At 42.1% G+C, this 14,166-nt stretch carries 11 protein-coding genes; 4 read left to right on the top strand and 7 right to left on the bottom strand.

Features of this window, described 5'->3' with window-relative positions; genetic code table 11:
* Positions 1–8: 8 nt before the first annotated feature.
* The gene (gene mfd / locus G327_RS0103760; RefSeq protein ID WP_019613427.1) at positions 9–3,488 is read right to left on the bottom strand and encodes a transcription-repair coupling factor; all 3,480 of its coding nucleotides are present in this window, start codon (positions 3,486–3,488) and stop codon (positions 9–11) included.
* 23 nt (positions 3,489–3,511) lie between these two features.
* Positions 3,512–4,072, bottom strand: coding sequence for a hypothetical protein (locus tag G327_RS0103755; RefSeq protein WP_019613426.1), 561 nt, complete (start codon positions 4,070–4,072; stop codon positions 3,512–3,514).
* Positions 4,073–4,315: 243 nt separating this feature from the next.
* Here G327_RS0103755 and G327_RS0103750 point away from each other — a divergent pair, with 243 nt between their 5' ends.
* The 3 genes from G327_RS0103750 (at position 4,316) to lolE (ending at position 7,639) form a co-directional block, all read left to right on the top strand.
* Complete coding sequence (locus G327_RS0103750; RefSeq protein WP_019613425.1) at positions 4,316–5,542, top strand: lipoprotein-releasing ABC transporter permease subunit; 1,227 nt, start codon at positions 4,316–4,318, stop codon at positions 5,540–5,542.
* Between the two features lie 169 nt (positions 5,543–5,711).
* Positions 5,712–6,395 carry a lipoprotein-releasing ABC transporter ATP-binding protein LolD gene (gene lolD, locus G327_RS0103745; RefSeq protein ID WP_019613424.1) on the top strand — a complete coding sequence of 228 codons (684 nt, stop codon included), beginning with the start codon at positions 5,712–5,714 and terminating at the stop codon, positions 6,393–6,395.
* Positions 6,395–7,639, top strand: coding sequence for a lipoprotein-releasing ABC transporter permease subunit LolE (lolE, locus tag G327_RS0103740; protein ID WP_019613423.1), 1,245 nt, complete (start codon positions 6,395–6,397; stop codon positions 7,637–7,639). The genes lolD and lolE overlap by 1 nt, the downstream gene beginning before the upstream one ends.
* 39 nt (positions 7,640–7,678) lie before the next feature.
* Here the strand turns inward: lolE and G327_RS0103735 are convergent, their stop codons facing one another.
* Together G327_RS0103735 and G327_RS0103730 are read right to left on the bottom strand one after the other, a co-directional pair.
* Positions 7,679–8,284 (bottom strand): GDSL-type esterase/lipase family protein, encoded by a 606-nt coding sequence (locus G327_RS0103735; protein ID WP_019613422.1) that lies wholly within the window; start codon positions 8,282–8,284, stop codon positions 7,679–7,681.
* Between the two features lie 64 nt (positions 8,285–8,348).
* A complete protein-coding gene (locus tag G327_RS0103730) occupies positions 8,349–9,008 on the bottom strand; it encodes a Bax inhibitor-1/YccA family protein (RefSeq protein ID WP_019613421.1) in 660 nt (219 codons plus the stop codon).
* A gap of 199 nt (positions 9,009–9,207) precedes the next feature.
* Here G327_RS0103730 and G327_RS0103725 point away from each other — a divergent pair, with 199 nt between their 5' ends.
* The gene (locus tag G327_RS0103725) at positions 9,208–10,086 is read left to right on the top strand and encodes an ABC transporter substrate-binding protein (RefSeq protein WP_019613420.1); all 879 of its coding nucleotides are present in this window, start codon (positions 9,208–9,210) and stop codon (positions 10,084–10,086) included.
* Positions 10,087–10,244: 158 nt separating this feature from the next.
* Here G327_RS0103725 and tpiA read toward each other — a convergent pair whose 3' ends face one another.
* The 3 genes from tpiA to G327_RS0103710 form a co-directional block, all read right to left on the bottom strand.
* The gene (tpiA, locus tag G327_RS0103720; RefSeq protein WP_019613419.1) at positions 10,245–10,997 is read right to left on the bottom strand and encodes a triose-phosphate isomerase; all 753 of its coding nucleotides are present in this window, start codon (positions 10,995–10,997) and stop codon (positions 10,245–10,247) included.
* Between the two features lie 186 nt (positions 10,998–11,183).
* Positions 11,184–12,113: a tRNA 2-thiocytidine(32) synthetase TtcA gene (gene ttcA / locus G327_RS0103715; protein WP_019613418.1), complete on the bottom strand. Its 930-nt coding sequence runs from the start codon at positions 12,111–12,113 to the stop codon at positions 11,184–11,186.
* 106 nt (positions 12,114–12,219) lie between these two features.
* Positions 12,220–14,064, bottom strand: coding sequence for an EAL domain-containing protein (locus G327_RS0103710; RefSeq protein ID WP_019613417.1), 1,845 nt, complete (start codon positions 14,062–14,064; stop codon positions 12,220–12,222).
* Positions 14,065–14,166: the final 102 nt, after the last annotated feature.

Here is a 14,166-nt window from a genome sequence, read left to right as displayed (position 1 = left end):
CCTTAAATTTATTTAATTAAATGAGATTTAAAACTACTTAATAACTGGCCGATCCATTTAAGACGCTCTTTTGAGTCCTGTAGATCACATGTAAATTTCAGTTTTGTCGGTCCGTCTAGTTTAAAGGTATTTGCCTGTTTTTGCAGTAAAGAAACTAAGAACATAGGATCAACCTGCGTATTTTCAGTAAATAATACATTACCGCCTTTAGCGTGGGCCTCGAGACGCTTTATACCAAGGCCACTGCACTGCTGTTTGATTTCGGTCACTTGAATCAGGTTTTTTGCCGAGTCGGGTAGTAAACCAAAGCGATCGATCAGTTCTACCTGGATCTCTTTTAAATTATGCCGTGTTTTACTGTTAGCAATGCGTTTATATAAAGACAGGCGCATATTAACGTCGCTTATATAATCATCGGGCAGCAGAGCCGGAATACGTAATTCAACCTCTGACTGACTGGCCAGCAGATGCTCAAGTGTTGGCTCCTGCCCGTTTTGTAATGCTGTGACCGCCTGATTGAGCATCTCCATATAAAGGTTATAACCGATAGTGGTGATCTGACCGGACTGCTCATCACCTAATAATTCACCTGCTCCGCGGATCTCTAAATCATGTGTTGCTAAGGTAAACCCGGCACCTAAAGTGTCCAGTGATTCAATCGCCTGTAGACGTTTTTTAGCATCTTTAGTCATTAATTTCGGTGTTGGTGTCAGCAGGTAGGCATATGCCTGATGGTGCGAGCGTCCAACCCGGCCGCGAAGCTGGTGCAGCTGCGCAAGTCCTAAATGATCCGCACGGTTAATAATAATGGTATTAGCGCTGGGGATATCGATACCGGTTTCAATAATGGTGGTACAGACTAATACATTTTGACGCTGATGATAAAAATCAGACATGATACGCTCAAGCTGATGTTCATTCATCTGACCATGTGCAATCGACACTTTTGCCAGGGGCAGCAGATTCTGAATATCTTCAGCAGCCTTGCCTATCGTTTCGACATTATTATGTAAGAAATAGACTTGACCGCCGCGCATAATTTCACGAGTAACGGCATCACTGATCAGTTGATCTGTTTTTTGTTCTACAAAGGTTTTAACTGCTAAGCGTTTCGCCGGTGGTGTGGCGATAATTGACAGATCCCGCATACCGTTCATGGACATATTGAGTGTTCTTGGTATCGGAGTGGCGGTCAGGGTCAGAATATCAATCTGTGCGCGAAGCGCTTTAATTTTTTCTTTCTGACGTACACCAAAGCGGTGCTCTTCATCAATAATCAGCAGGCCGAGATCGGAAAATTTCACATCACTGCTGAGCAGCTTATGGGTACCGATTAATATATCTATTTTACCCTGATCGGCTTCCAGCAGGATCTGCTTCTGCTCTTTGGCAGTTTTAAATCGAGATAATACTTCAATGCGTACCGGCCAGTTGGCAAACCTGTCTTTAAAGTTCTCATAATGCTGCTGCGCCAGCAGCGTAGTGGGAACAAGCAGGGCTGCCTGGCGTGTATTGTCGGTGGCTAAAAAAGCCGCGCGCATAGCGACTTCGGTTTTACCAAAACCAACATCACCACAGACTAGGCGGTCCATCGGCTGTGATGAGCACATATCTGATAATACCGCGTTGATCGACAGCGCCTGATCATGGGTTTCTTCAAAGGGAAAATCGTTACTAAACATCGCATAGTTACTTTTGTTCAGTTTATAACGGAAGCCGACTTTAGCCGCGCGCTGTGCATATACATCTAATAACTCAGCGGCTACATCGCGTACTTTTTCAGCCGCCCGTTTTTTAGCTTTCTGCCAGGTTTCTGTACCCAGCTTATTGATCGGCGCGTTTTCTACATCGTGACCGCTGTAGCGGCTGATAAGATGCAGTGCACTGACCGGTACATAAAGTTTATCACCGCGCAGGTATTCCAGCGTTACAAATTCAGTTAAGCTGCCTGCTGTTTCAATCGTCTGCAGCCCTAAATAGCGGCCTACACCGTGGTCAATATGTACAACAGGCTGGCCTATTTTCAGCTCTGTTAAGTTACGGACAATATGCTCTGAGCTGTAGTTTTCATCGCTGCTTTCTTTACGTCTGCGACGCTGTGTGACTTTAAATCCGAGCAGTTCATTTTCGGTTATAAAGGCTAAATTGGCATCATTTAAGATAAAGCTGTCTGCAACCGGGCTGATTGTTATGCCGAATTTCTTTTTACTTTTTGTAAATGCAGAAAGATCGCTATACTCAGACGGTGATAATTTTAATGGTGCAAGCAGCTCGGTTAATGACTCTTTGCGGCCTGCGGATTCAACACTGAATAATATAGAGCCGCTGAAGCTGCTGAGGAACTCTTTAAGTTTATGCAGCGGATCACTTTGTTTATGCTCTATCTGAATGTCGCCAAGCGCCGCGATACTGAGATTTTCTTGACCCGGTTTCGGAGATTTAAGCGCTTCTTTTTCAAAGTAATAACGGGGCCACTGTTTTAATTGTTCAAAGCACTGCTCATGACGTAAATAGAGCTGTTCAGGAGCTAATAAAGGGCGGAACAGATCCACAGAGCGCTCTGTATAGCGAGACTCTATGGTCTGCCAAAAATCGTTGGCTGCTTGATTAATATCCCCGATAACTGCCAGTGTGGAGTTAGCGGGAAAGTAGTCAAACAGGGTGGCAGTCTGATCAAAAAACAGCGGTAGGTAATATTCAATACCCGCAGGTAAGTTAAACTGGCTGATTTCTCTAAAAATGGAGTCTTTGCCGGTTGACATCGGATTAGTAAATGTCGATGCAAATTGACCTTTAAAACGTTTAATTGCATCACTGTCAGTTGCAAACTCATGGGCAGGTAGAAATTTCACCTCATTAACCGGCTTTAAAGAACGCTGACTTTCACTGTCAAAAGGGCGGATAGAGTCTATTTCATCATCAAAAAAATCAATCCTGTAAGGCGTTTCACTGCCCATGGGATAAATATCTAATAATGAGCCGCGTGCACAGAACTCACCATGCTCCATAACCTGGTCAACGGCATAATAACCTGCTTGTTCTAAGTCTGCGCGTAAAGCCTGCAGTTCAATATTCTGTCCATTTTTAATGATTAAAGTGTGCTGCTTTAGGTATGACGGGGGAGCCAGGCGTAACAACAGTGTACTAAGCGGTACAATTAAAATTCCCTGTTTTAAAGTCGGCAGTTTATATAAGGTTTCAATTCGGGTAGAGATAATATCCTGGTGTGGTGAAAAATGATCATAAGGCAGCGTTTCCCAGTCAGGAAATGCAATCAGCTCTATTTTGTCTTCGACAAAGAATTCCAGCTCATAACGTAGTTTTAAGGCTGTCGGCGTATCATTAACAATTAATATCAGCGGTGACTGCTGCTGTCTGGCACACTCACTGACCGCTAAAGCCTGACTGCTTCCGAGTAAATTTGAAAATGTTAGACGGTCAGTTTTATTTTTAACTGCCGGTATAGATAATAAAGGAGCTTGTTTCATTGGATCTTTTTTTCCGTGATATTTTATTGTGATAATGCACGTTGTTCGGCACGAAGTTTTAACTGTTTTGACTGTATATGCAGGGTCGTACGGATTAAAAGCTCTCTGTCTTCTTCACGGATCTGCTGATAGGTCAGTTCGATATTGTTGTCTGTGTTTGAGCTGATTAGCGCATAGCAGTATACAGCAGCCGATTCTTCGGGAATAAAGATTTTCAGACGTACATTTCTGCCCGTGCTGAATTTGCTGCTGTTGCCGTCAAAACAGCAGCATCCGGCACTGAATGCTGTGCTCTGGTAATGAAACTCCGGCTGATCCTGCTGACTGAGTACATAACTGAGCAGGGTATTAATTTTTTGGTTCTGCGCCTGTAAAAACATCCATAATGCCTGAGTGGTTTCACTATTTAGTTTTAAAGGATGCAGAAGGTGTGAGTCGATGCTGGCAAGGTCGCTGGCCATACGAAAAGGAGCGGGAATTTCAGCTTCAAACTGCTCATCGTCCGGGATATTTTCATCGTTATCGAGTAACTCGACATTAATCGCAAGCTGATAATTAACTAGAAAATATTCATTGGTTGTCATTATTCGACCTTTTATTAAATTATTTACAAAGTACTATTTTACATAGTTTTCAGTATCTTGATTTATAAAGATACATTAGAATGGCCATTATATATAGCCAAACCAGTTGAAGATGCTGATTCCTGCATCTTCAGTACGCTTGGGTTGAGTAATCCGTTTATGTTTTCACCCTATTACAGTAACTATATTACGAATCATTATGATTGTAATGCAATGTAATACTAGCAAAAAGCAAAGGAATTTATGTTTTACCCCCTCAGTTTATTTATCGGGCTGCGTTATACCAAATCAAAACGCAACAATAAGTTCGTTTCCTTTGTCTCACTTTTCTCAACAGGCGGCATTACACTTGGTGTTCTGGCGTTGATTACGGTTTTATCTGTGATGAATGGTTTTGAGCAGGAATTGAAAACACGTATTTTAGGTGCTGTGCCGCATGCTATGGTCAGTAATCAGAAAAATGTTATTAGTGACTGGCAGCCGCAGCTTGCGTCGCTTACACAGCTGGAACATGTGAAAAGTGTCGAGCCTGTTGTGCGTGCTGAAGCTATTATTCAAAGCGGCAAAGGTCTGCTTGGCGTTGAGGTAGAAGGCATCAAGCCGCAGTTGTTTGCCAGTGATGTGATTAAATCAACCGTTTATATGGGCAGCTTAACAGATCTTAAAGCCGGAGATTACAAAGTTATTATTGGTCAGGCTCTGGCGCGGGAACTTGGCGTAACAGTCGGCGATAAAGTACGCCTTATCTCTGCACGAGGAAGCCGTTTCACACCGTTAGGACGCATGCCCAGCCAGCGTAACTTTACTGTGGCAGGTTTGTTTTCGGTCGGTTCTGATGTTGATAAGCAGATGGTGCTGATGCATATTCAAGATGCAGCCCGTCTTATCCGCATTAAAAAAGAGCAGGCTACAGGGCTTCGTCTGTATCTTGATGATCCCTTTGATATTCAGTCTTGGATTCCACCCATACTGGCAGATGGTCAGACGGTTACGGACTGGCGGGAAACACACGGACAGCTGTTTGCCGCTGTTAAAATGGAAAAAAACATGATCTGGTTACTATTATGTTTAATTATTGCAGTGGCCGCCTTTAACATTCTTTCTTCATCTGTGATGGTGGTCAGTGATAAAAATGCCGAGGTTGCGATTTTAAAAACGCTGGGTATCCGCGGTAGTACACTTAATCTAATTTTTATTATCCAGGGCGCCTGGAGCGGTATTATCGGAGCGTTGTTCGGCACTGGTCTGGGGCTTGTTTTAAGCACTTATATCAATGAAACACTGGCATTTTTAGGACTGCATCTGCTGTCTAATGCATCCGGCGGTGCGCGTTTATTACCGGTTTTACATGAGCCGCTGCAGATTATGGTGATTATGTTTGGGGCGATGATCCTCAGCTTACTGGCAACCTTATATCCAGCATACAGAGCCGGAAAAGTAAGCCCGGTCGAAGCGTTAAGGTATGAATAAGCTATGTTTGGCCAGATCTGCTCTTGAGTCTATCAGCAGGCTATATCTAGTATAGCGAGCCGGAAAAGTAACTCCGATGAAGTCTTAAGATATGAGTAACGATTAGCCGCAGAAAGCTAAACAGTTAATGAATGATTTAATAAGTCCTATTAGGGCAAGGTTTTAAGAGATGAGTAAAGATATGCTGGTTTGTTCAAATTTAGGGAAAACATATCAGGAAGGTAAGTTGTCAACGACGGTTTTAAGTGGTGTAGATTTAACTGTGCAGGAAGGTGAATTGTTGGCGATTGTCGGCAGCTCAGGCTCAGGTAAAAGTACTTTACTGCATCTTTTAGGCGCACTTGATGTGCCCAGTGAAGGTGAGGTTTATTACCAGGGTAAAGATATTCAGCAGTTATCTGCTAACAAACAGGCAAAATGGCGCAACCAGTGCCTTGGTTTTGTGTATCAGTTTCATCATCTGTTATCTGAATTTAACGCGCTGGAAAATGTCGCGATGCCGCTGCTGATTGCCGGGGTTAATATTAAGACTGCCACGGCTAAAGCACAGCAGATGTTAAAACGTGTCGGTCTGCAGGAGCGTATGGATCACCGTCCGTCAGAGTTGTCCGGTGGTGAAAGGCAGCGGGTAGCCATTGCGCGTGCTTTAATCAATGAACCTAAACTGGTACTTGCTGATGAACCTACAGGTAATCTTGATGCTAAAAGCGCTGAAAGTGTGTACCAGCTGATAAAAACACTTAACGAAGAGTTAGGAACGGCATTTGTGGTGGTCACCCATGACCAGGCTCTGGCTAATAAGCTTAATCGTCAGGAGCATATGATCAGCGGCGTTTTACAAGGTAATTCATAATGTTTCGACCATTATCTGTGTTTGTCGGTTTACGTTACAGCCGTGCCAAGCATAAAAACAAATTTGTTTCATTTATCTCGATCGCTTCAATACTCGGTATTTCACTGGGGGTGGCGGTGTTGATTATCGGTTTATCGGCGATGAACGGGTTTGAAAAAGCGTTACGGGACCAGCTGCTGTCAGTTGTTCCTCATGGTGAGCTGGAAATGGTCAGCGGCAGCTTTAAAAATATTGATGCGACTTTAGAACAGGTAAAAGCGCATCCAGATGTGGTCAGTGCTGCACCTTATATAACATTCAGCGGTTTACTGCAGAAAGATGAGCAGATGAAAGCCCTGCAGCTGCGTGCGGTCAGCCCTGATTCTGAAAGTGAAGTAACCAGTATTGAGCAGTATATTAAACAGGGGGGGTGGGATCTTTTAGTGCCGGGTGAACAGTCAATCATCTTAGGTAAAAGTGTCGCTAAAAAACTGTCAGTTGCTGTTGGTGATTCACTCACTCTGTTGCTGCCGGATAAACGGGCAGGTAATCAGTTAAAATCTCCACGTAAATTAAAGTTTAAACTGGTCGGTCTGTTTGATATGGGCGGACAGCTGGATAATGTACTTGGTTTTATTCATATTGACGATGCTAAACAGATACTGTCTATGAAAAGCGCCAATGCGATTGCTTTTAAAGTAACAAACCTACTCGATGCGCAGAAAATATCGCGCGACATCGGTTACAGTTTATCTGCCTATTTATACATTAAAAGCTGGATCACCAGTCAGGGCTCTGTGTATCAGGATATTCAGATGGTTAAATCATTAATGTATGTGATTCTGCTGCTGGTGGTTGCTGTCGCCTGTTTTAATATTGTGTCAACATTAGTGATGGCAGTTAATGAAAAACGCTCTGATATCGCAATTCTAAAAACAATGGGCGCTTCCAAGTGGATGCTGCGCGGTATATTTATGGTACAGGGAGCATTTAACGGATTTGTCGGCTGTCTGCTGGGCGCCTTCGGCGGCGTTTATTTAGCAGTTAATTTAACAGCCATTATTAAATCTATTGAAAGATTGACAGGTCATCAATTTTTATCCGGTGATATCTACTTTATTGACTTTTTACCCTCGCAGCTTGATATCAGCCAGGTTATCACTGTCACCATTGTCGCTTTTATAATGAGTGTCTTATCGACTGTTTATCCGGCATGGCGCGCAAGTAATATTCAACCGGCAGAGGAGTTAGGCTACAGTCATTAAGGAATACCGCGCAGAACGTGTTGTTCTGCGCAGTCACTGTCATATTGCACCTTTGTCGGTTAAAAGCTGTGCAATTGCTTCGGCTATTTGTCGATAACCTAACGCATTAGGGTGAATCAGATCACTGTGAAAGCCCGGCTTGCTTAATACGTTCGACAACAGATCATTTTCTACAATAATATTCATTTCGTCCCCCACCTGCTGATACTGTTTTAAGGGCGTTAACAGCAGCGTTGTATTCGGCACGGCTATCAGTACTACTTGTATATCTCTTTCCTGTGCCATGGTTATCATCGCACGCAGATTATCTGCCATAAGCGATAAATTAGATTTCTGAAGCATATCATTCGCACCGTGGCAGAGCAGCAATAACTGCGGGTCATGCAGTTCTAGAAGCTGCTCTAATCGAGCCAGGCCGTTTTTACTCAATTCTCCGTTAATACCGGCATTAATCACCGGCATATTGATCAACGTACTTAACTGAGCAGGGTAACTTTTATTTTCCGGTGCGCCGTATCCAAATGTCAGGCTGTCTCCAAAGGCAAGGATCGGCCGCTCAGGGTTAAGCGGCTGAAGCATATTAGATGAATCACTACAGGAAAATAATAACAGCAGAAGAGGTGACAGATACTTGGCCATTTTCATCGATATTACCTTTCTTAAGACAAAAAAAAGCGCACCTAAGGTGCGCTATAGTAATCAGTTATAATTAATCATCTAAAATATTTAATAAGCTTAACAGATGGATAAACAGGTTAAACAGGTTCAAATACAAAGAAACCGTTGCACGGATGTAGTTGGTTTCACCACCGTGGATAATACGGCTGGTATCAAAAAGAATGAAGCCTGACATGATTAACACTACAACGCTGCTGATAACCACCTGCATGATTGGAATTTGTAAAAAGATATTAGCAATCATCGCAATAATCACAACAATCATACCAGCCATCAAGAAGCCGCCCATAAATGAGAAGTCTTTACGTGATGTTAATACATAAGCCGACAGGGCAAAAAATATAAGCGCTGTTGAGCCTAATGCCTGCATAATCAGTGAAGCACCGTTTTCCATTGCTAAATAATGATTCAGCATGTTACCAAGTGATGCCCCCATCACGCCGGTGAACATAAATACCCAGAAAAGTCCTTTACTGGAATCGGCCGTTTTAGAGACAACAAATAAAAGAGCAAAACCAACCAGCATCAGCACTAATGACGCCATTGCACCGATGTTGAACATAGTTGCAATAGTTGCTGTTAATGCAGAAAAAGCTAAGGTCATGCCGAGTAGGATGTAGGTGTTTTTCAATACTTTATTAATTGAAATACCATGACTCTGTGTTTGAGTATTTGTAGTTGGTGAATTCATACGCTCTCCGGATAATCAGTAATAGTTATTACTCATCATAGCATGTGCTTTACCCATAAAGACAAACTTTTATTTTCACAATATAAAAAAATGTAAAATTTTATTTAAATGCAGGAGGCTCAGCATTATTGATGCTTAATGCGTGTAGTGAATTAAGTTTTTAATTAAAATGAAATCTGTTTATTAAATAAGGAAGTTTATGAAAAAAATACTGTTGTTGTTAATTACCTTAATAACTCCTTCTTCCGGTGCGGCTGTAGAAAACCAGCATTCCGTAATAACACAGCGAGATGAACTGATTATTGTGATACCCAAAGATGTAAAGCGGGATTATGATTTCTTTATGCAGGGGCGTGATCCGTTACAGATTTCAGATTACTACGGGCCTGGCTCTCGACGTGATGTTGTTGAAGTGGTGTTGATTCAGCAGGCTTTAGCACTGGGAGGTGTTAATGCTTCTATTCGTTTTATTGTGGCTTCTTCTCATGCTCGAATAATCAAACTGGTTCATTCTGGAAAAGCAGTAATGGCAGGAAACTCAATCTGGCAGAATCTGCTGAATGATTCCGATCTGCTTTATGTTTCTGAGCCTGTTATTGAAAATGGTCAGTTTGAAGCCGGCTTATATACCATCAGCGAAAATAGAAATGCACTCAACGCAAAATCGCTTGCAGATGTTCGCCAGTTGACGGTCGTTTCAAGCAAAGCATGGAGTGTAGACTGGCAGACTTTAAATGCGATGAAAATCCACTCACTAATCAATACGGTAAAGTGGTCATCAATGGTAAAAATGGTTGCAAAAGGACGTGCCGATTTTTTATTAGCACCGTTTCAACCCAGTGATGATTTATCATTTACGCCGCAAGGAATTCGTTTAGTACCTGTACCCGGGATTAAAGTTGGATTGCAGGGCAGTCGTCACTTTGCAGTATCGAAAAGGAATAGTCAGGGTAAAGAGTTAATTAACGTGTTGAATAAGGGTATTAAAATTCTTAAGGAAAAAGGACTGCTTGAACAAGCTTATAGAGACTCTGGTTTTTTTAATAACCAGGTTCAACAATGGGATAAGATTATTTAAGAATATAGCCGTTATCATTCAAGATACAAAAATCAGCAAGCCGTAAGGTGGGCAGGTTCTAGGCGTGAAGCTGAAGATCTAACGGGTATAGAAAAAATTTAAGCGCACAAAAAAGGCGCATTAAGCGCCTTTTTTAGTATCAAACTGCGGCTAAAAGCTTATTTAGCGCCTTCGATGATACCAACAAATTCTTCAATGATTAGTGCAGCACCACCAACTAAACCACCGTCGATATCAGCTTGTGCAAACAATTCTTTTGCACTTGCTGCTTTGACGCTGCCGCCGTAAAGAATTTGTACTTTCTCTGCAACAACTTTGCTTTGCTCTGCTAACCAAGAACGGATATGTGCGTGAACTTCTTGAGCCTGCTCAGAAGTTGCAACTTTACCAGTACCGATAGCCCAAACTGGTTCATATGCAATAACACAGTTTTCTAATGCATCAATACCGGCTAGGTCGATTACTGCTTTAAGTTGAGTCTCAACAACAGTTGTAGTTACGTTAGTTTCACGCTCTTCAAGTGTTTCACCGATACATAATACAGGAACTAGACCGTGTTTCTGGATAGCAACAAATTTAGCTGCAACAACAGCATCAGTTTCGTTGTGGTATTGGCGACGCTCAGAGTGGCCAACAAGGCTGTATTTAGCACCAAATTCTTTAACCATTACTGGAGAAGTTTCGCCAGTGTAAGCACCTTCAACATTTGTACTTACATCTTGAGCACCAAATTCGATGCTGTTAGCTGCCGTTAGGTTAGCAACTTGCTCGATAAAGATAGCTGGTGGACATACAGCAACTTCAACATTTGTCGCCGCGTCTGCTGCTGCTTCTAAGCCTTTGATTAAAGTAGATACAGATTCTTTAGTACCGTTTAATTTCCAGTTACCCATTACAAGAGGTGTTCTCATGGTTTTCTCCATTATATTAATTAAAATTGTTAAAAACTGCGTTGATTATAAATGACTATCTGTTGAAACCTATCTATTTTTTCAACTTACTGTAATTAAATTACCATAAAAAACAATAAACTGATCTAAAACAAACCTAAGTGGATAAGCACCGCTCAATAAAGCTACGATTTGAACAAAAGCAGATTAAACCAGTTCTTTAATTTCTAAGGTTTGATGCTGGCTGTAGTATTGAGTTTCGATTGAGTCGCTTTCTTGACTTTCATGTTTAACTTCTTCTTTATCAAAAGCGATATCACCGCCGTTAATGATACCTGAATCTTTGTTGATTGATTTAAAATCAAACAGTGTGGTATCGCTAAGGTGTGAGGGCACAACATTCTGCATGGCGGTGAACATCGATTCTAAACGCCCCGGAAATTTATCATCCCAGTCGTTAAGCATCTCTTTGGTTATCTGCCTCTGCAGGTTAGGCTGAGAACCGCATAAATTACATGGAATAATCGGGTATTGTTTCAACTGTGCGTATTGTTCAATCTCTTTTTCTTTACAATATGCAAGCGGGCGGATCACCACATGTTCGCCGTTATCAGAGACCAGTTTCGCCGGCATCGATTTTAGTTTGCCGCCGAAGAACATATTCAGCATCATGGTTGCCAGCATATCATCTCTGTGATGCCCAAGTGCAATCTTGGTTGCACCCAGCTCTTTTGCTGTGCGGTATAAAATGCCGCGGCGTAAGCGGGAGCATAAGCTGCAGGTGGTTTTACCTTCCGGTATTTTGTCCTGCACTATGCTATAGGTATCTTCTTCTACGATTTTGTACTCAACGCCGAGGGTTTGTAAATATTCCGGTAGTATATGTGCAGGGAATCCCGGTTGTTTTTGATCCAGGTTAACCGCTATGATTGAAAACTCAATAGGTGCAGCCGCGCGCAGCTCGAGCAGTATATCAAGCATGGTAAAGCTGTCTTTTCCTCCTGACAGACAAACCATGATACGGTCTCCGTCTTCAATCATGTTGTAGTCTGCGATTGCCTGGCCGGTTAAACGACGCAAACCTTTATTAAGTTTTTTTATGGTGAACTGTTGTTTTTTTGTTAGTGCGTCTGACATTATTCAGCCTTGAAAATTTGAGGGCAACGTTGCTAGGCGCGCATTGTACAAAAAGAAGTTTTGAGATGCAAAGCCCTACTGTGAAAGCAGGGCGGTAAAAAGGAAGTTATAGGGGACTAGGACGTGCAATTAAGAAACCCTGTACGCCGTCGATATACATATTTTCTAAGATCTGTTTCTGCTCTAAGTGTTCGATTCCCTCAGCTATGACGCGGCAGTCCATGCGGTGAGCTACGTCAATGATCATACGTACAAACTGCTGGTTTGCACTGTCACGTTCAATATTGCTGATCAAGCTTGCATCAATTTTGACAAAATCGGGTTTCAGCTCTTTGAATAATCTAAATGATCCAATTCCTTTACCAAAATTGCAGATCGCAGAGCGGGTGCCGGTACGCTTGAGCATATCAAAAACCCGTTTACTGGCAACAAGGTTGCAGTCCAGTACTTCTTCCTGCATTTCAAATATTAAAGAGCCCGCTATATTAGGCTCTCTTAATAACAGTCTTTCCAGCCACACGATAAAATTATTGTTCTGTATAGCAGAGCCGGTGATATTGAGGCCCCAGCGTGTACTGCCGTCGGATTTATGGCGGCACTGACTGACCACTGTTTCTAATATCAGTTGTTCTAATTTAACGCTCATATCAACACGCTGCGCCATAGCAAAAACGGTTTCGGTCGGGATCATGCTGTTGTTTTCACCAAGAAAACGGGTAAATATCTCCTGGTAGCCTTTCATATTGCGGTGAATAGCTTGAATCGGCTGGTGTAGAAGCATTAAGGCTTTTTTCTCGATAATGCTGTCAATGATATTACGCCAATGCTGCTGACCGTACTGGTTTTCATCATGATCATGCTGTTCAAACGCCCAGCTGTTAATTCCTTCTGTCTGCGCTTTTGCCAGCGCCATATCGGTACGCGCCAAAACCTGCTCGGGAAGCTGACCGGAAATGATAGATGAGATGCCGTTGTAAGCAATACTTTCCAGTTGGTTGACGTTCTGATATTGATCGAATTTTGATTTTAACTCTTTAGCAATTCGCTGAGCTTCACTGACGTTCATTTCCCGGGCTATCAGCGCAAAGTCCGAGCCACTTATGCGAAATACTGATACGCCGGAAAAACGATCGGTAACCTGAGTGATTATATTGGCAATATTAACGATATAGTCATCACCTTGTTGAAAACCCCGCTGTGAGTTAATGGTATTTAATTCACTGGCTCGAATAATGGATAGTATTGCATGTTTTTGTTCGTTATCTTCACTGAGTATTTCGGTTAACTCTTTACGGAATGCATGACGGTTACTCAGTCCGGTGAGATTATCCATATTGACCTGACGTGCCAGCTGGGTAATCTGCTTTTCTTGATTCTGCAGCGCTTTGTGGAACAATCTTTTTTGTTCGTGCAGCTGCTCTGAAACTTTAGAAAAAGGGCGGGATGATGACTGTTCATCTGATATTTCATGTACCAGCGAGGTTTCAATATTCCTGTACAAGCGGTAGTAAACAATATTGATCAGCGAAGCTGAAATGATTAATGCGGTGTAAATGACAAAGAGAATCTGTGTCAACAGTGCAAAAAGTTGACGGTTATGTATGGTAAACTCGATTAGCTGGCTGCCGCTGTTGGAGATGACCGTCGTCGAGGAAACGGGAGAGAGATAAGAGAAGAATCTGCGAAGTTCCGGATCCTCATGAACTAATGGTGCAGGTAAATTACTATTGCTGACTTTTATGAAATCAAAAAGCTGATGCTCAACCAGCTCATTTAACTGCTCAACATTGGTTATTAAGGGACTGTCCTGTAAATTAAGTTTTTTGGCAATTAACTCCTGCTGTTGAGACAGCAGTGGATTAAATATGAATTTGGCGGCAAAAGTCACCAATACTGCAAAGAGCAGGACAATAAGGTTACTTACCCAAAGACTTTTTCTATAGTCATTCATCGAAAATTCACTCCATGATTTTCATATGTGGTTAATAAATAATCTCTATCAAGCAAATCAAAATACTTAGTTATCTTAATATCCCTACATCATAGTAACAAA

The sequence above is a fragment of the Psychromonas ossibalaenae ATCC BAA-1528 genome (genome assembly GCF_000381745.1).
GTDB lineage: Bacteria > Pseudomonadota > Gammaproteobacteria > Enterobacterales > Psychromonadaceae > Psychromonas > Psychromonas ossibalaenae.
The sequence above is the reverse complement of the archived record's forward strand: the minus strand, read 5'-3'. Positions and strand labels throughout refer to the sequence as shown.